Source organism: Nonomuraea roseoviolacea subsp. carminata (genome assembly GCF_024172185.1).
Taxonomy (GTDB): domain Bacteria; phylum Actinomycetota; class Actinomycetes; order Streptosporangiales; family Streptosporangiaceae; genus Nonomuraea; species Nonomuraea roseoviolacea.
This window is the reverse complement of sequence record NZ_JAMZEC010000001.1, coordinates 4,729,882-4,752,351: the sequence shown is the minus strand read 5'-3', so window position 1 is coordinate 4,752,351 and position 22,470 is coordinate 4,729,882. Positions and strand designations below refer to the sequence as shown.

Below are 22,470 nucleotides of genomic sequence, written 5' to 3'. Positions count from 1 at the left end.
GCTCGGCGTGCTGCGACGGATGTCCTCGCTACGCTGCGGATCCGTCGCAGCTTATGTGTCACCCTCGAACAAGCTCGTCACGGAGCCGTCGGTGAAGACCTCGGTGATGGCCCGGGCGATGAGCGGCGCGATGGACAGCACGGTGAGCTTGTCGAAGCGGGCCTCCTGCGACAGCGGGAGCGTGTTGGTCACGATGACCTCGCTGATGCGGGAGTTCTTCAGCCGGTCGACGGCCGGGTCGGAGAAGACCGCGTGGGTGGCGGCGACGATCACGTTGGTCGCGCCCTGCTCGTACAGGGCGTCGGCCGCCTTGCAGATCGTGCCGGCGGTGTCGATCATGTCGTCGATGAGCACGCAGGTACGGCCGCGCACCTTGCCGACGACCTCGTTGACCTTCACCTGGTTGGCCACGTCGAGGTCGCGCCGCTTGTGGATGAAGGCGAGCGGCGTGCCGAGCGTGTCGGCCCAGCGCTCCGACAGCCGGACGCGGCCGGTGTCGGGCGAGACGACCGTGGTGGTGGCCAGGTCGAGCTTGTTCTTCAGGTAGCTCTCCAGGACCGGCATGGCGAACAGGTGGTCCACCGGGCCGTCGAAGAAGCCCTGGATCTGCGAGGTGTGCAGGTCGATCGACATGAGCCGGTCGGCGCCCGCGGTGTAGAACAGGTCGGCCATCAGCCGGGCGGTGATGGGCTCGCGCCCGCGCCCCTTCTTGTCCTGGCGCGCGTAGCCGAAGAACGGCATGACCACGGTGATGCGCTTGGCGGAGGCCCGCTTGAGCGCGTCGACCATGATGAGCTGCTCCATGATCCACTGGTTGATGGGCGAGGTGTGGCTCTGGATCACGAAGGCGTCGCAGCCGCGGACGGATTCGAGGTAGCGGGCGTAGATCTCGCCGTTGGCGAAGTCGACCAGCTTGGTCGGGGTGAGCGAGACGCCGACGTGCTCGGCGACCTCCTCGGCCAGCTCGGGGTAGGCCCGGCCGGAGAAGAGCATGAGGTTCTTCTCGCCCGGCTGCTTGATGCTCGTCACGTCGTGCTCCCCTGCTGGTGCTGGTCGGCGGCCTCCTGTGCGGCCAGGGCGCGCTGGGCCGCCGCGGCCGACTTGGTGCCCGCGCGCCTGCGCAGCACCCATCCCTCGATGTTGCGCTGGCGGGCGCGGGCCACGCCGATCGCGCCCGCGGGCACGTCGCCGTCGATCACCGAGCCCGCCGCGGTGTAGGCGCCGTCGCCGACGGTCACCGGCGCGACGATCATGCTGTCGCAGCCGACGAACGCGCCGTCGCGCACGGTGCTGCGGTGCTTGTTGACGCCGTCGTAGTTGACGAACACGACCGCGGCGCCGATGTTGACGTCGTCGCCGATCGTGGCGTCGCCCGCGTACGACAGGTGGGGCACCTTGGAGCGCTCGCCGACCTGCGTGTTCTTCATCTCGACGAACGTGCCCGCCTTGGAGCCGCGGCCGAGGACCGTGCCGGGGCGCAGGTAGGCGTAGGGTCCGACGCTCGCGCCGGGACCGACCTCGGCGGAGTCGCAGACGGCGTTGCGCACGACGGCCCCGGCGCCGACCCGAGTGGAGGTCAGCGTGGTGGCGGGGCCGACCTCGGCACCGGACTCGATGACGGTGCGGCCGTGGAGCTGGGTGCCGGGGTGGACGACGGCGTCGGGGCCGATCTCGACGTCCACGTCGATCCACGTGCTGGCCGGGTCGACGACGGTGACGCCGGCGCGCATGTGGCGCTCCAGGATCCGCCGGTTGAGCACCTGGCGGGCCTGGGCGAGCTGGACCCGGTCGTTGACGCCCTCGACCTCGGCGAAGTCGGCGGCGGTGTGGGCGCCCACCCGGTGGCCGTCCTCGCGCAGGATGGACAGCACGTCGGTGAGGTACTCCTCGCCCTGGGCGTTGTCGGTGGACACCCGCTTGACGGCGTCGGCCAGCAGGGCGCCGTCGAAGGCGTAGATGCCGGAGTTCATCTCCTTGATGGCGCGCTGCTCGTCGGTGGCGTCCTTCTCCTCGACGATGGCGAGGACGGCACCGGCCGCGTCGCGGACGATGCGGCCGTAACCGGTCGGGTCGGGCACCTCGGCGGCGAGGACGGTGACGGCGTTGCGGTCGGCGGAGTGGCGGACCAGCAGCGCCGAGAGGGTCTCGGCCCGCAGCAGCGGCACGTCGCCGTAGGTGACGAGGACGGTCCCGTCCACGGCGCCGACCTCGTCGAGGACGGTGCGGACGGCGTGGCCGGTGCCCCGTTGCTCACGCTGGACGACGACCTGCGCGTCGGGGCTGGTCTCGGCGAGGTGCGCGCCGACGCGCTCGCGGGCGTGGCCGATGACGACGATCAGCCGCTCCGGGCCGAGGTCGCGGGCGGCGGCGAGCATGTGGTCGAGCAGGGCTCGGCCGCATACCTCGTGCAGGACTTTGGGGGTCTGGCTCTTCATCCGGGTGCCCTCGCCTGCGGCGAGGACGATGACGGCTGCCGGGCGCGGCACACTCACGGACTGAGGCTCCCTGTGGCTGGACGGATCAGGGCCGGATGCGGGCCACCGCACCGCAACCCTCCCGACACCGCGAGGATACCTGTCCCGCCCCCGCTTCTCCCCGCAGGGGCATGCCTCAATGCTCCCGGAAGAGGACTCGAACCCCTACAAAGTGGACCAAAACCACTTGTCCTGCCGATTAGACGATCCGGGATTAATCAGACACGCGTGGCATCCGACACACCTACGATACCGAGCCCGCACCCCGTCGCGCGCCCGCATCGGCAACGCGGCAGGCTCCGCATCGGATTGATGACATCCCGCCCGGGTAGGGCGAGCCAGTAGCAGACGTGCCCAAATCCCGCAAGGTACGGAATGCACTCAGGTCCGGCGGCGAACCGTTGCCCATTCCCCATTCGAGGCTTAGGGCTTCCTTACTTACGATGGCGTAGGTTACGGTTGCGTAGCTCGGACATTCATCCTCATACACGACTGAGAGGTAGCCCATGACCGTTGTCGCCGAACGCCCCACTCCGGGTCCGAAGCCTGACGCCGAACCCGAACCGCGGAGCAAGGCGGAGCTCGTCACCTTCGCGCTGGTGGTCGGCCTTCCGCTGATCGCGTTCGTGGCCGCCGTACCGCTCGCGTGGGGATGGGGGCTCGGCTGGACGGACATCGTGATCATGTTCGTCTTCTACGTCGTCTCGGGGCTCGGCGTCACCGTGGGGCTGCACCGCTACTTCACGCACGGCTCCTTCAAGGCCAAGCGGCCCCTGAAGATCGCCCTCGGCATCGCCGGCAGCCTGTCGCTGGAGATGTCCGTGCTGGACTGGGTGGCCACCCACCGCAAGCACCACAAGTTCTCCGACAAGGAGGGCGACCCGCACTCGCCGTGGCGCTTCGGTCCCGGCTTCCGCTCGATGGCCAAGGGCCTGCTGTACGCCCACATGGGCTGGATGTTCGACGCCGAGCGCACCAACCGCGAGAAGTACGCCCCGGACCTGTGCAAGGACCCGGACGTCATGAAGCTGCACAAGTGGTTCGGCGCGCTGGCCCTCACCTCGCTCCTGCTGCCCGGCGTGCTCGGCGGCCTGCTCACCTGGTCGTGGCAGGGCGCGCTGACCGCGCTGTTCTGGGGCTCGCTGGTCCGCATCGGCCTGCTGCACCACGTGACCTGGTCGATCAACTCGATCTGCCACGTGTTCGGCGAGGAGGAGTTCCAGGTCCGCGACAAGTCGCGCAACGTCTGGTGGCTGGCGATCCCGTCCTTCGGCGAGTCCTGGCACAACCTGCACCACTCCGACCCGACGTGCGCCCGCCACGGGGCCCTGAAGGGTCAGATCGATCTGAGCGCCGAGGTCATCCGCGGCTTCGAGCGCCTGGGCTGGGTGTACGACGTGCGCTGGCCGACTCCGGAGCGGCTGGCGGCGAAGAGGGTTGCCTGACAGCGACATCATGGTGACCGGTCTCGCGCCCGGCACCGCCATTATGGAAACCGTGACCGAACCCCGATCTCGCAGGCGTATGACCGGAAGAGAGCGACGCGAGCAGCTGATCCGGATCAGCCGCACCCTGTTCGCCGAGAAGGGGTTCGACGGGACCTCCATCGAGGAGATCGCCGCGACCGCCCAGGTCTCCAAGCCCGTCGTGTACGAGCACTTCGGCGGCAAGGAGGGCGTCTACGCGGTCGTCGTGGACCGCGAGATGCAGAAGCTGCTCTCCATGATCACCGAGGCGCTGTCCGCCTCCCACTCGCTGATCAAGCTGGAGCGGGCCGCCCTGGCACTGCTCCAGTACATCGAGGAGAGCAGCGAGGGCTTCCGCATCCTCGTGCGCGACTCCCACGCCGCGTCCGGCACGGGCTCGTTCGCGAGCCTGATCAGCGAGATCGCGAGCCAGGTCGAGGACGTGCTCGCCGACGAGTTCTCCTCCCGCGGCTACGACCCGAAGCTCGCCCCCATGTACGCCCAGATGCTGGTCGGCATGGTCGCCCTGACCGGCCAGTGGTGGCTGGACGTGCGCAAGCCCGGCCGGGAGGAGGTCGCGGCGCACCTGGTCAACCTCGCCTGGAACGGCCTGACCGGGCTCAACCCGCAACCCGCGATCACGGTGACGACCCGCGCGCACCCGATCGTGGCCAAGCCGCCCTGGCCCAGCGACAAGGAGCTGCGCGAGCTGGAGAAGGCCCGCGAGAAGGAGCTCAAGGAGGCCGAGAAGGCGCGCCAGAAGGAGCTGCGCGAGGCCGAGAAGGCCCGCGTCCGCGAGCTGAAGGAGCGCGAGCGGCTGCTCAAGGAGGCCGAGAAGGAGCGGGAGCGGGTGCTGAAGGAGGCCGAGAAGGTCCGCGAGCGCGAGGAGAAGCTGCGCCAGCGGGAGGCCCGGCTCGCCGAGCGCGCCGCCCGGTTGGGGCAGGGCGAGGAGCTCCGGCCCAACAGTCTTGACCAGCGAGAATAGGTCATTGCCGATTAGTTAACGTTCCGTTCAGATAAATAGGGCATATTTCACATATGTCCGTGGAACCGCTGCGACCGGAAACCGATCTGCCCCTGCCTCAGGAGAGGTTCCTCAACCGCGAGGAGAGCTGGCTGCAGTTCAACGAGCGGGTGCTGGAGCTGGCCGAGGACTCCTCGCTCCCACTCCTGGAACGGGTGCGCTTCCTCGCCATCTTCGCCAGCAACCTCGACGAGTTCTTCCGGGTACGGGTGGCCGGGCTGAAACGACGCATGGCCACGGGCCTGTTGCTGCGGACCAAGAGCGGGCTCAAGCCGCGCGAGGAGCTGGTCCGCATCTCCACCATCGCCGGCGACCTGGCCGGCCGGCACGCGACCCTCTTCCACGACACGATCGTCCCGCGGCTGGCGGCCGAGGGCATCGAGATCGCCCGCTGGGCGGACCTCGGCCGCGAGGAGCGCACCGAGCTGCGCAAGCTGTTCAGGGAGCGGATCAGGCCGGTCCTCACGCCGCTGGCCGTGGACCCCGCCCACCCGTTCCCCTACATCTCGGGCCTCAGCCTCAACCTGGCCGTCGTGGTGCGCAACCCGGCGACCGACCACACCGTCTTCGCCCGGGTCAAGGTGCCCTCGCAGCTCCCCCGGTTCGTGCAGGCGTCGCCGAGCCGGTTCGTGCCGCTGGAGGACGTGATCGCGGCCCACCTCGGGCAGCTCTTCAAGGGCATGGAGATCGTCCAGCACCACGTCTTCCGGGTCACCAGGAACGAGGACCTCGACGTCGACGAGGACGTCACCGAGAACCTCATGCAGGCCCTGGAGAAGGAGCTGCTCAAGCGCCGCTTCGGCCCGCCCGTGCGGCTGGAGGTCGAGGACACGATCACGCCCGAGGTGCTGGAGCTGCTCGTGGACGAGCTGGGCGTGGCGCCGCACGAGATCTACCGCATCGCCGGGCCCTTGGACCTGACCGGCCTGCACGCCATCGCCGACCTCGACCGGGGCGAGCTCAGCTACCGGCCGTTCGTGCCCGCCGAGGTCATCAGCGCCGACGACGACATCTTCAGCGTGCTGCGCGAGCGCGACGTGCTGCTGCACCACCCGTACGACTCGTTCTCCACCAGCGTGCAGCGCTTCATCGAGATGGCCGCCGCCGACCCGAGGGTGCTGGCCATCAAGCAGACCCTCTACCGCACCAGCGGCGACTCCCCCATCGTGGACGCCCTCATCGACGCGGCCGAGGCCGGCAAGCAGGTCGTCGTCGTGGTCGAGATCAAGGCCCGCTTCGACGAGCACGCCAACATCACCTGGGCCCGCAAGCTGGAGCGCGCCGGCTGCCACGTCGTCTACGGCGTCGTCGGGCTCAAGACCCACTGCAAGCTCGCCCTCGTCGTCCGCCAGGAGCCGTCCGGGGAGCTGCGCCGCTACTGCCACATCGGCACCGGCAACTACAACCCCAAGACCGCCCGGCAGTACGAGGACTTCGGGCTGCTCACCGCCGACCCGCTGGTCGGCGAGGACGTCACCGACCTGTTCATCCACCTGACCGGCTACTCCAACCACTCGGCCTACCGCCGGCTGCTGGTCGCCCCGCACTCGATGCGCGGCGGGCTGCTGGCCCGGATCGAGCGGGAGATCGCCCACCAGCGGGCCGGCCGCCCGGCGCGCATCAGGATCAAGACGAACTCCCTGGTGGACGAGCCGATCATCGACGCGCTCTACCGGGCCTCGCGCGAGGGCGTGCCGGTGGACCTGTGGGTACGCGGGGTGTGCATCCTGCGGCCCGGCGTCCCCGACCTGTCCGAGAACATCCAGGTCCGCTCGATCCTGGGCAGGTTCCTGGAGCACTCGCGCGTGTACGAGTTCGGGCTGGGGCGCAGGCCCGAGGTGTGGATCGGCAGCGCCGACCTGATGCGCCGCAACCTGGACCGCCGGGTCGAGGCGCTGGTCAAGGTGACCTCGTCGCAGCACAAGGCGTACCTGATCGACCTCATGGACCGGGCCATGGCCGAGACCACCAACGCCTGGTGGCTCGACGGCGACGGCAAGTGGGTCCACCACCCCGGCGAGGACCTGCAGAACCAGCTCATCGCCTCGCGCCGCTGGAGGACTGTTGACGACTGACGGCGGACTGCGCGCGGCCGGGGCCGTCGTCTGGCGGGGCGACCCGGCCGCGCCCGAGGTCGCCGTCGTCCACCGGCCCCGCTACGACGACTGGACGTTCCCCAAGGGCAAGCTCAAGCCGGGCGAGCACCCCGTCGCCGCCGCCCTGCGCGAGGTGCGCGAGGAGACCTGCCTGACGGTCGTGCTCGGCCGCGCCCTGCCGACGGTCCACTACCTGATCGGGGGCCGGGTCAAGCGGGTGGACTACTGGACGGCCCGGGTCGTGGAGCAGGAGGTGTTCGAGCCGGGCGACGAGGTGGACGAGCTGCGGTGGGTGCCGGTGGCCGAGGCGCGGTCGCTGCTCACCTACGAGTGGGACACCGGCCTGCCGGGCGCGCTCACGGCCGCGCCGCTCGACACCACGCCCCTCGTCCTCATCCGGCACGCCACCGCCGGGTCCCGGCGGGAGTGGGACGGCGACGACGCCCTGCGCCCCCTGGACGCCGGGGGCCGCGCGCAGGCGGCGGCGCTGGCCGGCGTGCTGGCCGCCTACCGGCCCGAGGAGCTGCTCAGCTCGCCGAGCCTGCGCTGCGTGCAGACGGTCGAGCCGTACGGGGCCCCGGCGCGGCTGGAGCCGCTGCTGAGCGAGGAGGGCCAGGACCGGGAGAAGACGGCGGCGCTGGTGGCCGCGCTGCGCGGGCCGGCGGCCGTGTGCAGCCACGGCAAGGTGCTGCCGGAGCTGCTCCGGCGGCTCGGCGGCGAGGAGGCCGAGCTGGAGAAGGGGGAGCTGGCCGTGCTGCACCGCGCGGACGGGCGGGTGGTCGCGGCGGAGCGCCACACCACCTGACGTCCGCGCCCTTTGACGTCCGCGCCTTCTGACGTCCGGTCAGGGTGCGAGCTTCTTGAGCGCCTTGCCGACCTCGCCGGTCGTGCGGTCCCACACCTCGGGGAAGTCCTCCAGGGCCCGGTCGGCGCGGGCGCGCTCCAGGCCGATCAGCACGCCGTAGGTGAGGGTGTCCTCCCCCGCCTCGCGGGCGGCCCGCGCCTCCTCGGCCAGGGTCTGCTGCGCGACCACCGCGTCCTGGTGCTCGCCCAGCGCGTCCTGGACGCCCTCGGCCAGCTTGCCCAGCCGCTCCGCACCGGGGCCGAGGACGTCCTGGAGCGCCTCGGCGGTGTAGCGGGCGCGCTTGGCCGCCTTGCGCACGTCGTGCATGGCCGTCTCGTGGCCCTCCGGCTCGGTGATCTCCTGGGCCGCGCCGTACCGGCGCGCCACCCGCTCCCAGTTCGCGGCGGCCACGGCGGGCAGCTCCTCCGCCGCCGGCCCGGCCGCGCGCTTGCCCAGCTCCGGCGCCGCCGTCAGCTCGTCCAGGGCGTCGAGCAGCAGGTAGTAGCGGTCGCCGCTGAGCGCCGCGCGGATCCGCCCGTACGCCTGTGCCTCGCGCTCGCGCAGGCCGTCGCCGAGCCTGGCCAGGACCGGGCCGGTGACCAGCTCGGGCGCGAGCCCCGACAGCTCCCCGGCGAACCTCTCCCGGATCACCTCCAGGTCGCGGGCCTCGCCTAGGACCAGGCCGAGCCACTTCAGCTCGTCCTGGAGGTGGTCGCCGCTCCCGACGATCTTCTTGAACGCCTTGAGCGCGCTGCGCAGGCGCCGCGAGGCGACCCGCATCTGGTGGACGGCGTCCTCCTCGGCGCGCCGTACCCGGGGATCCTGCGCGAGCAGCGCGGCGACCTGGGAGGCCAGATAGCCGACCACCACCTCGCCGGCGCTGCCCGGGTCGGTCGCGGCCCGGCGGGGCGCGGGCACGTCGAGGAGCCTCAGCAGCTTGCTGGACGCGCCGGCCGGGGTCGCGCCCGCCTTGCGGAGCCGCTTGCCGACCTTGGCGAGCACCTGCGCGTCACCGTCGAGCAACTCCGCCTCGACCTCGCGCCAGCGGACGATCCGCGACGCCTCGCCGAACACCGTGCCCTTGACGCGATCGTCGGCGACCTCCACCAGTCGCCGCTCGCCCTGGCGGACGACCGTGACGCTCCGGCGGGTCTCCAGCTCGGCGACCGCCTGGAGCGGGGCTCCCCGCGTGTAGGCGCGGACCAGCTCGCCCAGCTCGTCCGGCACGACCCTGACGCTGCGGGTGAGGGGGTGGTGGATCTCCTGGCGGGCGCCCTTGGCCTTGGGCAGCTTGAGGTGCCATCCGGCGTCGTCGCCGCCCCTGCGGCGTCTGAGGGTGACGCCGTGCGCGGCGAGGCGCAGGTCGGGGGTGTCGTAGTAGAGCGCCACGAGCGTGTGGGTCTTCGGCCCCACGACCTCGCCGACCCGGCTCAGGTCCGGAATCGTGTAGTCGGGGGGTACGTCGAACTTGTCCTCGATCTCGATGCCCACCGCACCTCACAAAGGTCCAGATTTATAACAATCATGCCACTATGAGGTGGAGAATCACATGAGTCCCGATCGGCTACTGATCGGCGGCCTTGTGGGCGACCACGAAGATCCGGCGGAACGGGAACGGCGTGCCGTAGTCCTTGGCCGGATAGGCCTCGACGAGGCGCGGCGCGAGGTCGTTGGTGAAGGCGGTGTGCTCGCTCGGGTCCAGCCGGTCGAAGACGGGCCGCAGGGCGGTGCCGGAGATCCAGTTGAGCACGGCGTCCTCGCCCTGGAGCACGTGCGTGTACGTGGTCTCCCAGGCGTCGACCCGGAGCCCGAACGCCGACAGCAGGTCCAGGTACTCGACCGGGTCGCCGACCCCGCCGGCGAGGTCGATGGCGCCGAGCCGTTCCGCCCAGCGCGGCGTGGCGCACACCTCGCGGATCGCCCGGTAGCTGGGCGCGTCGAAGTTGCCCGGCACCTGGAAGGCCAGCCAGCCGCCCTCGTCGAGCGCGTCCACCCAGTGTTCGAGCACGTCGCGGTGCTCGGGCACCCACTGGAGCACGGCGTTGGACACCAGGACGTCCACCGGGCGGTCGGGCCGCCACATGGTCACGTCCGCGACGGCGAACCTCGGCGCGCCGCCCAGCTCCCGCGCCTTGGCGATCATCGCCGGGGACGAGTCGAAGCCCTCGACGGTCGCGCCGGGCCAGCGGCGGGCCAGTTCGAGGGTGAGCTCACCGCTGCCGCAGCCCGCGTCCACGACGTAGTCGGGCTGCTCGGCGCCCACGCGGGCGAGCAGGTCGTGGAACGGGCGCGACCGCTCGTCGGCGAACCTGGCGTAGGTTGTGGGATCCCAGATATCTCTTGACATAAAGATAATTGATATCGAGACACATATCTCGATGTCAAGACAGTACACTCGATGTCATGACGCAGGATGCGCAGGACGAGGTGGACCGGCTCGTCACGGCCTGGCGGGCCGAACGGCCCGACCTCGACGTCGAGCCCCTCCAGGTGCTCTCCCGCGTATCGAGGCTGGCCAAACACCTTGACCGGGCACGACGTGCCGCGTTCGCCGAGCACGGCCTCGAACCGTGGGAGTTCGACGTGCTGACGGCGCTGCGCCGGGCCGGCAAGCCGTACGAGCTGAGCCCGGGGGCGCTGCTGCGCGCCACGCTGGTCACCTCCGGCACGATGACCAACCGGATCGACCGCCTGGCGCAGGCCGGGCTCGTGGTGCGCCGGCCCGACCCCGAGGACCGGCGCGGGGTGCTCGTGTCGCTCACGCCGGCCGGGCTCGACCGGGTCGACGCCGCGTTCGCCGGGCTGCTGCGCAGGGAGCACGAGCTGCTGGCGGGGCTGGGGGCGCAGGAGCAGCGGGCGCTGGCCGGCCTGCTCCGCACCCTCCTGGCCCCGTTCGACTCCTGACCCACCGCCTTGTCCGGGGGGTCAGTCGCCGAGGCGGTCGGCGACCTCCAGCCAGGCCGCCTCGACCTCGTCCTTCTGGGTCAGCACGTCACGTAGCTGGGCGTCCAGGGAGCCGAGCCGTTCGTAGTCGGCCGCCGCCTCGGCCATGGCCGCGTGCAGCTTGGTCTCCTGCTCGCCCAGCTTGTCGAGCTGCCGTTCGAGGCGGTTGAGCTCCTTGCGCAGCTCCCGTTCCTCCTTGGCCGACAGCCCCGCGGGGGCTTCCGCCGGGCCGTCGCCGTCGAGCGCGTCCTTCGCGCCCTCGGTGGTCGCGCCGAGGCCGGTGCGGGCCGTCAGCGCGGCGCCCGCCGCCCGCCGTTCGAGGTACTCGTCCACCCCGCCCGGCAGCAGTGACAGCCGCCCGTCGCCCAGCAGGGCCACCGAGCGGTCGGTGACACGCTCCAGGAAGTAGCGGTCGTGGCTGACCAGGATCAGCGTGCCCGGCCAGCCGTCGAGCAGGTCCTCCAGCTCGTTCAGCGTCTCGATGTCGAGGTCGTTGGTCGGCTCGTCGAGCAGCAGCACGTTCGGGTCGTCCATGAGCAGCCGCAGGAGCTGCAGCCGCCGCCGCTCGCCGCCCGACAGGTCGCCGACGACCTTCCACTGCGCGTCGCCCTTGAACCCGAGGCGTTCGAGCAGCTGCGAGGCCGTCCACTCCTTCTTGCCGACCTGGATGTACTTGCGGATCTCCTCGACCGTCTCCAGCACGCGCCGCGTCGGGTCGAGCTCCGCCAGCTCCTGCGACAGGTGCGCCAGCCGCACCGTCCTGCCGCGTACGACCCGGCCCGAGTCGGCCTCCACCGTGCCCGCCAGCAGGCGCAGCACCGAGGACTTGCCGGAGCCGTTCACGCCGATCAGCCCGATGCGGTCACCCGGCCCGAACTGCCACGTGGTGCGGTCGAGCACCAGCGGCCCCGCGCCGGGACCGCCGGCGTGCAGGGTGACGTCCTCCAGGTCGTACACCGTCTTGCCGAGCCGCGCCGTGGCGAACTTCACCAGCTCGACGCTCTCGCGCGGCGGCGGCTCGTTCGCGATGAGCGCCTGGGCGGCCTCGATGCGGAACTTCGGCTTCGACGTGCGCGCGGGCGGGCCGCGCCGCAGCCAGGCGATCTCCTTGCGCATGAGGTTCTGCCGGCGCTCCTCGGCGGCCTGGGCGATGCGCGCCCGCTCGGCCTTGGCCAGCACGTACGCGGCGTATCCGCCCTCGTAGCGCTCGACCCGGCCGTCCACGACCTCCCACGTGCGGGTGGACACGGCGTCGAGGAACCACCGGTCGTGCGTCACCACCACCAGCGCGCTCTTGCGCCCGGACAGGTGCGCCGCCAGCCAGGCGATCGCCTCGATGTCGAGGTGGTTGGTGGGCTCGTCCAGCATGATCAGGTCGTGCTCGTCGATGAGCAGCCGGGCCAGCGCCGTGCGCCGCCGCTCGCCCCCGGACAGCTCGCCCGCCCTGGCGTCCAGGTCGAGGTCGCCGATGAGGTTGGCGAGGATCTCGCGGACGGCCTGGTCGCCGGCCCACTCGTGCTCCGCGCGATCGCCGAGCACGATCTCGCGCACCGGCAGGCCCGGGTCGAGGTCGTCGCGCTGGGAGAGATGGCCCACGCGCAGGCCGCGCGTGTGGGTGACGCGGCCGCTGTCGGGCTTCACGACACCGGCGATGACCGACATCAGCGTGGTCTTGCCACCGCCGTTGCGGCCGACGACGCCGATGCGCTCACCGGCGCCGACGCCGAGGGAGACGTCGTCGAGGAGCGGCTTGGGGCCGTAGGCGTGGGAGACGGACTCGAGATTGACCAGATTCATGGCCCCATCAGCGTATCGGCCCTCACGGGGGTAGCGATCCCGTGGGCCGGTGGCGACGGGGGGCCGGTGGCTCCGGGGCCGGTGGCTCGGGGGGCCGGTCCCGCCGTACGCCCGTACGTCCGTGCGCCCCCGGCGTCAGGCGGGGCGTGGGACAGCGAAAGCGCCGTGGCCGTCTCAGGAGGAGCGGCCCTCACACGAGGGCGGCCCCAAGCGGGGCGCGCACCCGGAACGGAGCCATGGCGGCCTCAGGAGGACAGCCGACCCTCAAATGCTAGGCGGCCTCAGGCGGGACGTGCACCCCGAACCGAGCCATGGCGGCCTCCGGACGAGAGACGGCCCTCAGATGCTGGGCGGCCTTAGGCGGGACGTGCACCCCGAACCGAGCCATGGCGGCCTCCGGACGAGAGACGGCCCTCAGATGCTGGGCGGCCTCAGGCGGGGCGTGGGCCCGGGACGGGGCCGTGGGCGGCGAGGGCCGTGCGGCAGGTGGGCAGGTGGGACAGCGTGTCGGCCAGGCGCTGGGCGTGGTCGGCGTCGGTGGCGAGGAAGGCACAGGTGGGGCCGGAGCCGGACACGAGGGCGCCCAGGGCGCCGGCCCGGCGGCCCGCCTCCAGCGTGTCGCTCAGGTCGGGACGCAGGGAGAGCGCCGCGGCCTGGAGGTCGTTGCCGAGCTGTCCGCCCAGCGCCGCGGCGTCGCCGGTGCGCAGGGCCGCCAGCAGCGGCTCACTCAGCTGGGGCCACGGCACCTCGACACCCGCCACCTCACGCAGCCGGTCGCACTCCGCGTACACCTTGGCGGTGGACAGACCCTCCCGGGCCACGGCGAACGCCCAGTGGAACTGCCCGCCCGTCGGCACATCGCTCAGCCGCTCGCCCCGCCCGGTGCCGACCGCCGTCCCTCCCAGCAGGGAGAACGGCACGTCGCTGCCCAGGTCGGCGGCGATCTCCATGAGGTCCTCCAGCGGCAGGCCGAGACCCCACAGCTCGTTGCACGCCACCAGCGCGCCCGCCGCGTCGGCGCTGCCCCCGGCCATGCCACCGGCGACCGGGATGGACTTGTGGATGACGAGCTGGGCTCCGTAGGTGCGTCCGGCGTGCTTGGCGAGGGCGCGGGCGGCCTGGATGGCGAGGTTGCCGTCATCGACCGGCACCTGCTCGGCCCAGTCGCCCGCCATCGACACGGTGATGGACTCGGACTCCTTGGCGACGACCTCGTCGAAGACGGACACGGCGTGGAAGACGTTGACCAGGTCGTGATAGCCGTCCTCGCGCAGCGGCCCCACGGACAACTGGACGTTGACCTTCGCGGGCACCCGTACGGTCACCGAACTCATGAATCTTCTGCCACTCTCATCGCCTGCCGGGAAGGACACCCGATGGTATACGGGCGCGTAGCCCGGTCACGCGGGTTCTGCGGGAAGTGACCGGGAGATCCCCGCGGGAGTGTGCGCCATTGTACGGTTATGTGCTGAACTGGGGTTTTGCCGACTGGGTCGATGGACTTGGCCGGCTCGGTGCGCTCGACGGACTCGGTGAACACGTGGGGTCGGCGGACTTGGCCGGCTCGGCGTCAGCGTGCCCGGTGGGTCGCCGGACTCGGCCGGCTCGGTGCGCTCGACGGACTCGGTGAACACGTGGGGTCGGCGGACTTGACCGGCTCGGTGTGCTCGGTGGACTGGTGGGGAGGCATGGTGGCGCGGACGATCGCGGCGAAGGCTGATGTGACGGTTGTGGAGGTCCCGCAGTGGCGCGGCTCCGGCGCGCCCACGGCCGAGCGGCTCCGGGAGGGCGCGAAGCTGCTGGCTGACATGGTGCCCGCCGCTCACCGCGTACGCGTGGAGGTCGATGACGACGACCTGCCGGAGACGGCGGCGCGGGTACGGTCGGCGGTGTCGGCGGCCGGAGGCTTCGTGGTCACGGCGGGAGGCGACTGCGGGGTCGAGCTGGAGCCCGTGGCGGAGGCGATGCGGCGTCACGGCGACCGGCTGGTGGTCGTCTGGTTCGACGCGCACGGAGACCTCAACACACCGGCCACGTCGCCGTCGGGCGCCTTCCACGGCATGGTCCTGCGCGCGCTGACGGGCGACGGCCCCGCCGGGCTGGTGGCGGACGACCCGCTGGACCCGCGCCGGATCGTGCTCGCCGCCGTCCGCGACCTGGACCCGGGCGAGACCGCGTTCATCGAGGCCACGGGCATCGGGCGGGTCACCGGCCCGGACCCGGCCGCCCTGACGGAGGCGATCGCGTCCGCACTCCCGCCCGCCCACATCTCCCCGTCTCCCACCCACGACTCCCCGTCCTCCACCCACGACTCCCCGTCTCCCACCCACGACTCCCCGTCCTCCACCCACGACTCCCCGTCCTCCACCCACGACTCCCCGTCTCCCACCCACGACACGGCGCTCCCCGACCACGACGGCCAGGCAGCGGGCCCGGCCGTGTACATCCACATCGACCTGGACGTGCTCGACCCGGGGACCTTCACCAGCGTCGGCTCCCCGGCCTCCGGCGGGCTCCAGCCGGACCAGCTCCTCGCCATGGTCCAGGCGACGGCGGACCGCTTCGAGGTGGTCGGGCTCGGCATCACCGAGTACGAACCTTCCCGCCCCGAGGACCAGGCTCTCCTGGAGCCCCTGGTCAAGGCGCTGGTGGAGGCTTGCGCCCGCCAAGGACGTGACGCTTAGCCGTCAGCAGCCGCTCAGGGACGTGACGCTTAGCCGTCAGCGGCCGCTCAAGGATGTGACGCTTAGCCGTCAGTGTCGAGGCGGGCGTGCATGTGCATGTCATGCCACCCGTCGGCGTGGAGAGCCTCGCGACGCTTGATGCCCTCCACGGCGAACCCCGCCGCCTGCGCCACCCGGCACGACGCCATGTTGTCCGTCGAATGGTTCAGCTCCATGCGGTGGAGCCCCAGGGTTTCGAAGGACCATGTGGTCAGAGCGGACAGAGCTCGCCGAGCGATACGACGGCCACGTGCCTCCGGTAGAATCCAGTACGACACTTCGGCGGTCCCATCCCGGAAGTCGAGCCGGCGCAGGCTCACCTGGCCGACGACCTCTCCCGCGTCGACCACGGCCCATCCCGCGCCTGTCTCCGCACGCCAACGCCCTGGCCAGGAGGCGATCCAATCCCGCGCCTCCTGGTCGGTCATGGTCCGGCAGTGCCAGCGTTGGATGGCGGGATCGTCATAGGCAGCCAGCACGGCAGACTGGTCTGATCGCCGCCACGGCCGTACCAGGATGCCGTCGGCTGAGAACGAGGGCTGTGCGAGCACCGCCATGCTGCCGGCGGGTAGCGATGGCTGAACAAGCAAGGGCACGCGCCGATTATCGCGGCCTGCGCCCGGCGCCGGCTGGTTTTGCCGGAGCAGCAGCATTCGCCGGGCAGCAGGGGCGGCGTTTGGGGGCTGATTGGCGCGAGATGTTGTTCGTGGGATGGTTTCCCTTCTTTCGGCGATGCGTTTCCATGGTCACCGATTGATCATGTGGAAGCGCCTCACCGTCGGGGGGCCGGAGGCCACCGGCAAGGGGGTTCAGGGAAGCTTGGTTCCCCCCGGGAGGCTGCCCGAGCCGACAGGCGCGTAGCGCCCGCGTTGCGAGGACCTTGCTTGTGGGGTCTTGTGTTGTGGTGGTCCCCTGCGTGCCTTTCGGGCCAGAGTCAGCCTGGGCGGACGGCGCCTCGGTAGCGGGGGCGGTAGTGGGGTGAGTCGAGGAAGCTGGTCTTGCGTACCACGTCTCCTGTCTTGGGGGCGTGGATCATGATGCCGTCGCCGAGGTAGAGGCCAACGTGGGTGGGGTCACCTGTGCCTCCGCCGAAGAAGACGAGGTCGCCCTTGCGCAGGGCGGTCACCGGCACGCTGCGGCCCTGGCGGAATTGGGAGCCGGTGTAGTGGCCCAGCTTCACGCCTGCCTTGGACCAGGCGTACAGAGTGAGACCGCTGCAGTCGAAGCCTGTGGTGCCGGCGCCCCGGCCGACGCCTCTGGTCGGGCCTGTGGAGGAGCCGCCGCCCCAGGAGAAGGGGGTGCCGAGCTGGTTGAGGGCTGCTGCTACGGCGATTTCGCCGCTGGTGCGGGTCGCTTCGCGGCCTGACTCGCCTTCGCGGCCTGACTCGCCTTCGGGGTCCGATGCGTCTTCACGGGCTGTTTTGCCTCCGCAGCGTGCTTCGTCTCCGCGCTCTGACGTCGTTTTGCGGTCTGACGTCGTTCTGCGCTCGGGCTTGGCCTTGCACTCCGACTTGCCCTTGTGCTCCGACTTGGCCTTGCGCTCTGACTTGGATCCCTGGTCGCGGGTGGCTTCCTCGTCGGGTGTGACCGCCTGGTCCGGTTTGACGGTCTGGCCTGGGATGGCGCCCTGGCCTTCGATGGCGACCTCGTAGGGAGTGGAGCCCTCATAGGGGGTGGCGCCCTGATCCGGGGTGGCGTCTTGGTCCTGGGTGGCCTCGTGGTCGGGTGTCGCCTTTTGGGGGTTTGCGGGCGGCCTGTGAGGCGGGGGTGCATAGCTGTGCGGGTCTTGGCTTGTCGAGGTGCTCGGCAGGCCGGTGCTCAAAGTCTCTTGGGTGGGCTGCGGCTCTCGGAAGGGCTGGCCGTAGGTCGGGGGTATGAGGAGGGCCGAGAGCTGGTGTGTGAGGTCTTCGGGGTCTTGCGGTGCGTTGCGGTGGTCGGATGCGTCTTTGTGGAGGATCTGCCACAGCGGGTGTGTCCTCCAGAGGGCCGTTTGGGGCGTGGCCTGGTAGGGCCACAGTGGCCACCATGCGGGAGGGAGGGGCGTCCTCGGGGTGGTGGTGATGCCTGCTCGATCGAGGGCCGCCGTCAGAGGTGGGCTTCCCTTGCACGCCTGAGGAGGGAGAGTCACCACTAGGCGTACCTCTCCCTTGGCGAGGCCGCCTGGGCGGGCTGCGAAGAGGATCTGCCGGGCGGTGCTCTTGAGGTGGCGGGGTCTGCTGGACAGGGTGTCCAGGTGGGTCAGGTGCCGGTTGTTCAGGAGCCCTGCGTACGTCTTGGAGAGTGTGACCGTGCCGAAGCACGGCTGGGTCGTGGGGGTGGCGGAGGCCGGGGCTGGCAGGGCGGTGAGGCCGGCGAGCAGGCCGCCGCTGATCGCCACTGAGGTGCGGCAGAGCGGGGACAGGGCGTGGACGGGGCGGGGGGACATGGGGGCCTCCGGTGCGGGTGAAGGATGGAGGCCCCAGGATCGTCTGGGCGTCGGTGCGGGCGGGGAGCCGAGCGGGGTTCTGGGGATAGGTGGCGGAGCCGAGGCACGTCTGTGGAAAAGCGCCTCGGTGTTGTTGGGCGGGCCGGCACCGAGTGTCGCGGGCGGGCCTCGGGCCATGCCAGGTTTCAGGAAGGCCCGAGGTTCAGATAGCCCAAGGTCCCTGTAGGTGCAGGGTCTCGGCAGTCACCGGGCAGCAGCTGGGGCCCCGGCAGTCGACAAGAGACCGGTATGCGCAGGGGTCTTGTGTGCGACGGGGTGCGGTGAGCGTCGGGGTGCGGTGTTGGGTGGGCGGTCGGTGGGGGGAGTCGTTGGGGGCTCGGGGGTGAGGGGTTGGCACCGCTCGCCTCGGCCCCGCGACGGTCACCAGTCACCAGTCACCAGTCACCGGCCACCAGTCACCGGTCACCGGTCACCGGTCACCGGTCACCGGTCACCGGTCGGGAGACGCTGACGGCTGGGGCTTGTGTTCCGCTATGCGGGCGAAGGCGTGGATGTCCAGTTGCTCGCCGCGGGCCGACGGGTCCACGCCCGCCCCCCGCAGGGCCTCCTCCGCCGCCGGTGGGCCGCCGGCCCAGGACGACAGTGCCGCGCGCAGGGTCTTGCGGCGCTGGGCGAACGCGGCGTCGATCACCGCGAACACCTCCTTCCGCGTCGCCTTCGTCGCCGGCGGGTCGCGGCGGACCAGCGAGACCAGGCCCGAGTCCACGTTGGGCACCGGCCAGAAGACCGTGCGCCCCACCGGTCCCGCCCGGCGGACGTCCGCGTACCAGGCCGCCTTCACCGACGGCACCCCGTACACCTTGGAGCCCGGCCCCGCCGCGAGCCGGTCGGCCACCTCGGACTGGACCATGACCAGGCCCTTCTCCAGCGACGGCAACGCCTCCAGCAGGTGCAGCACCACCGGCACCGCCACGTTGTACGGCAGGTTGGCCACCAGCGCCGTGGGCGTGTGGCCGCCCAGGTCGGCGAGGGAGACGCGCATGGCGTCGGCCGCCACCACGGTCAGCTTGTCGCCGAGGCCGCGCTCCTCCACCGTGAGCGGCAACTGGGTCGCCAGCACGGGATCGATCTCGACGGCCACCACGTGCCGCGCCGACGGCAGCAACGCCAGGGTGAGCGATCCGAGGCCGGGCCCCACTTCGATCACCACGTCTTCCGGCGACAGGTCCGCTGCCCGTACGATGCGCCGGACGGTACCCCCGTCGATGACGAAGTTCTGTCCCAGCCTCTTCGTGGGACGAAGATCTAGCTTGTCCGCCAAAATACGTATTTCTGTTGGGCCCAGCAGCCTCATCATCCAACCAGTCTCCCGCATCGAAGAACGTGCGATGGCGTACGGGGGGACCACAGGGGAGGATGGCGTGGAACAGGAAGGGACGTCCCTGATGGAGCCAACGGGCGCCGCACCCCTTCGCCCGACGGATCTGCGGGAGATCGGGCCGTACCGGTTACTCGGCCGCCTCGGCGAGGGCGGCATGGGCACCGTGTTCCTGGCCCGCGCTCCCACGGGGCGGTTCGTGGCGGTCAAGGTGGTGAAGGCGGAGTTCGCCAACCAGGAGGGGTTCGCGGTCCGCTTCCACGCCGAGGTGGAGAACGCGCGCAGGGTGGCCTCGTTCTGCACCGCCCAGGTCCTCGACAACGGCAACACCGGCGACGGCCGGCCGTACATGGTGACCGAGTACATCGCGGGCACCCCCCTGTCGGCCCAGATCTCCCAGTACGGCGCGCTCGACCCCGGCCCGCTGCACGGCGTGGCGCTCGGCGTCGCGGCGGCGCTGGCCGCCATCCACGTGGCGGGGCTGGTCCATCGCGACCTCAAGCCGGCCAACGTCATCCTCTCCCTGTCCGGGCCGCGCGTGATCGACTTCGGCATCGCGCGGGCGCTGGACCGGGAGACCGGGTTCACGTTGTCCGGCGAGCTGCTCGGCAGTCCGGGCTGGTGGGCTCCCGAGCAGGTACGCGGCGAGACGATCACCCCGGCCGTGGACATCTTCGCCTGGGGCTGCCTGGTCGCCTACGCGGGCAACGGGCGCCATCCGTTCGGCCGGGGTGACGTCATCACGCTGGCCTCGCGGGTGCTGCACTCGGCCCCGGAGCTGGGCACGCTTCCCGCCCCGCTCAACGATCTCGTACGGCGGGCGACCTCGATGGACCCCACCCAGCGGCCCTCGGCGCAGGAACTCGTGATCGCCCTGGTCGGCGGCGGGCTCCCCGGCGCGGGGGCGGCGGCCACGGCTCCGGCCGCGGATCCGCCGACGTTGGTGGCCACCGAGCTGATGAGCGAGTGGCAGGCGCCGCAGAACGTGGTGGACGAGCCCGACATCACCGCGACCTTCGCCACCCCTCCGCCGGCCGACACCCTGGCGACGCCGAGTTCCCCATCGAAGAAGTCCGTCTCGACGTCTGTCGCCCAGCCGGGTCCCGTCTCACCCTCCACATCCCCCTCGGGCCCCGTCTCACCCTCTACGTCCCCTTCGGGTCCTGTCTCACCGTCTACGCCTCCCTCGGGTCCTGTCTCACCCTCTACGTCCCCCTCGGGTCCCGTCTCCCCCTCTACGCCCCCCTCGGGGCCTAGTGCGAAAGGCTCGGCGTCGCGCACCTCGACGCCTGGAGGCTCGGTGTCGGCCGGCCCCGCCTCGGGGCCCACCCGGGTGGAGAAGCCGGGCGCCTTGTCCGAGGAGGAGCTGGCGCGGCGCGAGGAGTTGGCCGCACGCGAGCAGCTCGCCCAGTGGGACGCCCAGGCCCAGGCACAGGGCCGGGCACAGAGCCAGGCCGGGGGCGCAGGCGTCGAGGCCGCCCGCGGTGAGCCGCGAGCAGCCCTCTCACGCCCCCTGGAGACCTCCGACACCATCCCGCCCCAGGACCAGCAGGCCCGGCGTCCCCGCGGCACCCGCTGGCTCATCGCCGCGGGCGCCGCCGTTCTCGCCATCGCCGTCACCGCGGCGGTCCTCATCACCACCTCTCCCCGCGACGCCGGCTCGCCCACCCGTACCCGCAGCGCCTCCCCGGCGGCGCAACGGCAGCCGGCCGATCTCGGTCGCCGGTTCCCGCTCGGCGCGTCGTTCGACGACCCGGTGCTGGTGGTCGCGACCGCGCCGACGTGCGGGCTGAAGGAGTACGAGGGCACGCGGCAGACCCAGGGGCAGCTCTGCGTCGTGCGCTGGTCGATGATCAACCCGGGGGGCGCCCTGCGGGAGATCGGCAGCCCGGCCGTGTCGCTGGTGGACGACCAGGGCGGCCGGCACGAGCCCGCGCCGGTCCAGCTTCCCGACGTGATCGCGCCTGGTGGCCGCCTCGACCGGGCATACGTCTTCGACCTGCCTCTCTACCGCACTCCCGTCCGGCTCACGGCGACCCTGCTCAAGGGGGGCCGACAGGTGGAGGTCAGGCTGTGATCATCCTGCGCGCGGCGGTCCTCGCCGCGGTGATGCTGTCCACGACGGCCGTGGGCATGGCCGATCCCGCGACCGCCACCGTACACGCGAAAACCGAGAAGGCGGCCTGCGCCGGCCCCAGCGACTTCGACGGTGACGGCGTGGACGACGTGGCCGTGGGTGACCCGTTCGCCGACGGCGACAAGGGCGCCGTCCACGTGATCTCCGGGCAGAAGGTCGTGCCCGTCCCGGTGCCCGGTCTGGCGCGGGGGGACGGGTTCGGCTGGTCGGTGCGGCTGGCCAAGGTCAACGCCGACGCCTGCGCCGACCTGGTCGTCGGCGCGCCGTTCACCGACGTGCGCGGCAGCGAGGACGCGGGCGCCGCCTACGTCGTGTACGGCGGGGGCGCGGCGCCGCCCCGGCAGCTCACCGCCGCCGAGCCGCAGCGCGACGCCCACTTCGGCTGGTCCGTGGCCGGCAAGGGCGACCTGGTGGCGATCGGCGCACCGTACGAGGACGAGGCCCGGCTGGCCGACACGGGCGCCGTGTACGTGGCCAAGGGCGAGGGCCGGCCGCGCCGGATCAGCCAGGAGTCGCCGGAGGTGCCGGGCAACGGCGAGGTGGGCGACCAGTTCGGCTGGGCGCTGGCCTTCGGCGCGGGCAACCAGCTCATCGTGGGCGTGCCGTACGAGAACGACGACGGCGCGGGCCGTCAGGTCGGCACCGGCAAGATCGATTCGGGGTCGGTGGTCGTCATCGAGGACGCGCTCGCGTCCAGGCTGTCGGGCGTCAAGCTCGACTCCCCCACCGACGCCGACGGCGACCGGTACGGCTACGCGGTGGCGTACGCCGACGGCGCGGGCCTCGCGGCGAGCGCGCCCGGCCCCGGCTACGTGCAGCTCCTGGACCCCAAGCTCGCGCCTTTGAGGACCGTCCGGCAGGGCGGCAAGCAGGCGTTCGGCTTCTCGTTGGCCGCCTCGGCCGACGGCAGGCTGGCCGTCGGGGCTCCGTACGGCGGCGGCGTGCGCGTGGTGTCCTTCCGCAGCCCGGCCGACGAGCGCGTGCTCCCCGCCGCGGACGGCCTCGCCGGCTACGCCCTGGCCTTCAGCGGCAACAAGCTGTACGTGGGCCGGCCCGACGCCGCCCCGTACGGGAAGGTCGCGGTGGCCGGCCGCAACGCGGAGGAGCCGCAGGACGTGCAGCCCGCGAACGGCTCCGACTTCGGGATGTCGCTGGGCGGCTAG

General features: G+C 71.6%; 17 protein-coding genes and 1 tRNA gene. 8 read left to right on the top strand and 10 right to left on the bottom strand.

Annotation, left to right across the window (positions count from 1 at the left end):
- Positions 1-51 precede the first annotated feature (51 nt).
- From HD595_RS22190 to HD595_RS22180, 3 genes are all read right to left on the bottom strand, one after another.
- Positions 52-1,029 (bottom strand): ribose-phosphate diphosphokinase, encoded by a 978-nt coding sequence (locus HD595_RS22190; protein WP_308211208.1) that lies wholly within the window; start codon positions 1,027-1,029, stop codon positions 52-54.
- Entirely contained in the window at positions 1,026-2,492 is a 1,467-nt protein-coding gene (glmU, locus tag HD595_RS22185; protein ID WP_253771977.1) for a bifunctional UDP-N-acetylglucosamine diphosphorylase/glucosamine-1-phosphate N-acetyltransferase GlmU, read from the bottom strand. Before glmU ends, HD595_RS22190 begins: the two co-directional genes overlap by 4 nt.
- 124 nt (positions 2,493-2,616) lie before the next feature.
- Positions 2,617-2,688, bottom strand: a tRNA-Gln gene (locus HD595_RS22180).
- Positions 2,689-2,980: 292 nt separating this feature from the next.
- Here HD595_RS22180 and HD595_RS22175 point away from each other — a divergent pair.
- From HD595_RS22175 to HD595_RS22160, 4 genes are all read left to right on the top strand, one after another.
- Complete coding sequence (locus HD595_RS22175) at positions 2,981-3,919, top strand: acyl-CoA desaturase (protein WP_253771975.1); 939 nt, start codon at positions 2,981-2,983, stop codon at positions 3,917-3,919.
- Positions 3,920-3,998: 79 nt separating this feature from the next.
- The gene (locus HD595_RS22170; protein ID WP_253771973.1) at positions 3,999-4,925 is read left to right on the top strand and encodes a TetR/AcrR family transcriptional regulator; all 927 of its coding nucleotides are present in this window, start codon (positions 3,999-4,001) and stop codon (positions 4,923-4,925) included.
- Between the two features lie 53 nt (positions 4,926-4,978).
- Positions 4,979-7,039 (top strand): RNA degradosome polyphosphate kinase, encoded by a 2,061-nt coding sequence (locus HD595_RS22165; protein WP_253771971.1) that lies wholly within the window; start codon positions 4,979-4,981, stop codon positions 7,037-7,039.
- Entirely contained in the window at positions 7,029-7,865 is an 837-nt protein-coding gene (locus HD595_RS22160) for an NUDIX hydrolase (protein ID WP_253771969.1), read from the top strand. The genes HD595_RS22165 and HD595_RS22160 overlap by 11 nt, the downstream gene beginning before the upstream one ends.
- A 39-nt stretch (positions 7,866-7,904) precedes the next feature.
- Here HD595_RS22160 and HD595_RS46830 read toward each other — a convergent pair whose 3' ends face one another.
- Positions 7,905-9,395 (bottom strand): CYTH and CHAD domain-containing protein, encoded by a 1,491-nt coding sequence (locus HD595_RS46830; protein ID WP_253771968.1) that lies wholly within the window; start codon positions 9,393-9,395, stop codon positions 7,905-7,907.
- Between the two features lie 73 nt (positions 9,396-9,468).
- On the bottom strand, positions 9,469-10,251 hold the full coding sequence (locus tag HD595_RS22150) for a trans-aconitate 2-methyltransferase (RefSeq protein WP_253771966.1): 783 nt from the start codon (positions 10,249-10,251) through the stop codon (positions 9,469-9,471).
- Positions 10,252-10,307: 56 nt separating this feature from the next.
- Between HD595_RS22150 and HD595_RS22145 the strand changes: the two genes are divergently transcribed.
- On the top strand, positions 10,308-10,808 hold the full coding sequence (locus HD595_RS22145; protein ID WP_253771964.1) for a MarR family winged helix-turn-helix transcriptional regulator: 501 nt from the start codon (positions 10,308-10,310) through the stop codon (positions 10,806-10,808).
- Positions 10,809-10,829: 21 nt separating this feature from the next.
- On the opposite strand, the gene HD595_RS22140 is transcribed toward HD595_RS22145, so the two are convergent.
- Positions 10,830-12,644 carry an ABC-F family ATP-binding cassette domain-containing protein gene (locus tag HD595_RS22140; protein WP_253771962.1) on the bottom strand — a complete coding sequence of 605 codons (1,815 nt, stop codon included), beginning with the start codon at positions 12,642-12,644 and terminating at the stop codon, positions 10,830-10,832.
- 431 nt (positions 12,645-13,075) lie between these two features.
- Positions 13,076-13,978 (bottom strand): 4-(cytidine 5'-diphospho)-2-C-methyl-D-erythritol kinase, encoded by a 903-nt coding sequence (locus HD595_RS22135; protein WP_253771960.1) that lies wholly within the window; start codon positions 13,976-13,978, stop codon positions 13,076-13,078.
- Positions 13,979-14,365: 387 nt separating this feature from the next.
- Between HD595_RS22135 and HD595_RS22130 the strand changes: the two genes are divergently transcribed.
- Positions 14,366-15,328, top strand: coding sequence for an arginase family protein (locus tag HD595_RS22130; protein WP_253771958.1), 963 nt, complete (start codon positions 14,366-14,368; stop codon positions 15,326-15,328).
- A gap of 62 nt (positions 15,329-15,390) precedes the next feature.
- Here the strand turns inward: HD595_RS22130 and HD595_RS22125 are convergent, their stop codons facing one another.
- The 3 genes from HD595_RS22125 to rsmA form a co-directional block, all read right to left on the bottom strand.
- The gene (locus HD595_RS22125) at positions 15,391-15,963 is read right to left on the bottom strand and encodes a GNAT family N-acetyltransferase (RefSeq protein WP_253771956.1); all 573 of its coding nucleotides are present in this window, start codon (positions 15,961-15,963) and stop codon (positions 15,391-15,393) included.
- 338 nt (positions 15,964-16,301) lie between these two features.
- A complete protein-coding gene (locus tag HD595_RS22120; RefSeq protein WP_253771954.1) occupies positions 16,302-17,189 on the bottom strand; it encodes a C40 family peptidase in 888 nt (295 codons plus the stop codon).
- A gap of 1,093 nt (positions 17,190-18,282) precedes the next feature.
- Entirely contained in the window at positions 18,283-19,167 is an 885-nt protein-coding gene (rsmA, locus tag HD595_RS22115) for a 16S rRNA (adenine(1518)-N(6)/adenine(1519)-N(6))-dimethyltransferase RsmA (RefSeq protein WP_253771952.1), read from the bottom strand.
- 70 nt (positions 19,168-19,237) lie between these two features.
- On the opposite strand from rsmA, the gene HD595_RS22110 reads away from it, so the two are divergent.
- Together HD595_RS22110 and HD595_RS22105 are read left to right on the top strand one after the other, a co-directional pair.
- Complete coding sequence (locus tag HD595_RS22110; protein ID WP_253771950.1) at positions 19,238-21,247, top strand: serine/threonine-protein kinase; 2,010 nt, start codon at positions 19,238-19,240, stop codon at positions 21,245-21,247.
- Entirely contained in the window at positions 21,244-22,470 is a 1,227-nt protein-coding gene (locus tag HD595_RS22105; RefSeq protein ID WP_253771948.1) for an FG-GAP repeat protein, read from the top strand. Before HD595_RS22110 ends, HD595_RS22105 begins: the two co-directional genes overlap by 4 nt.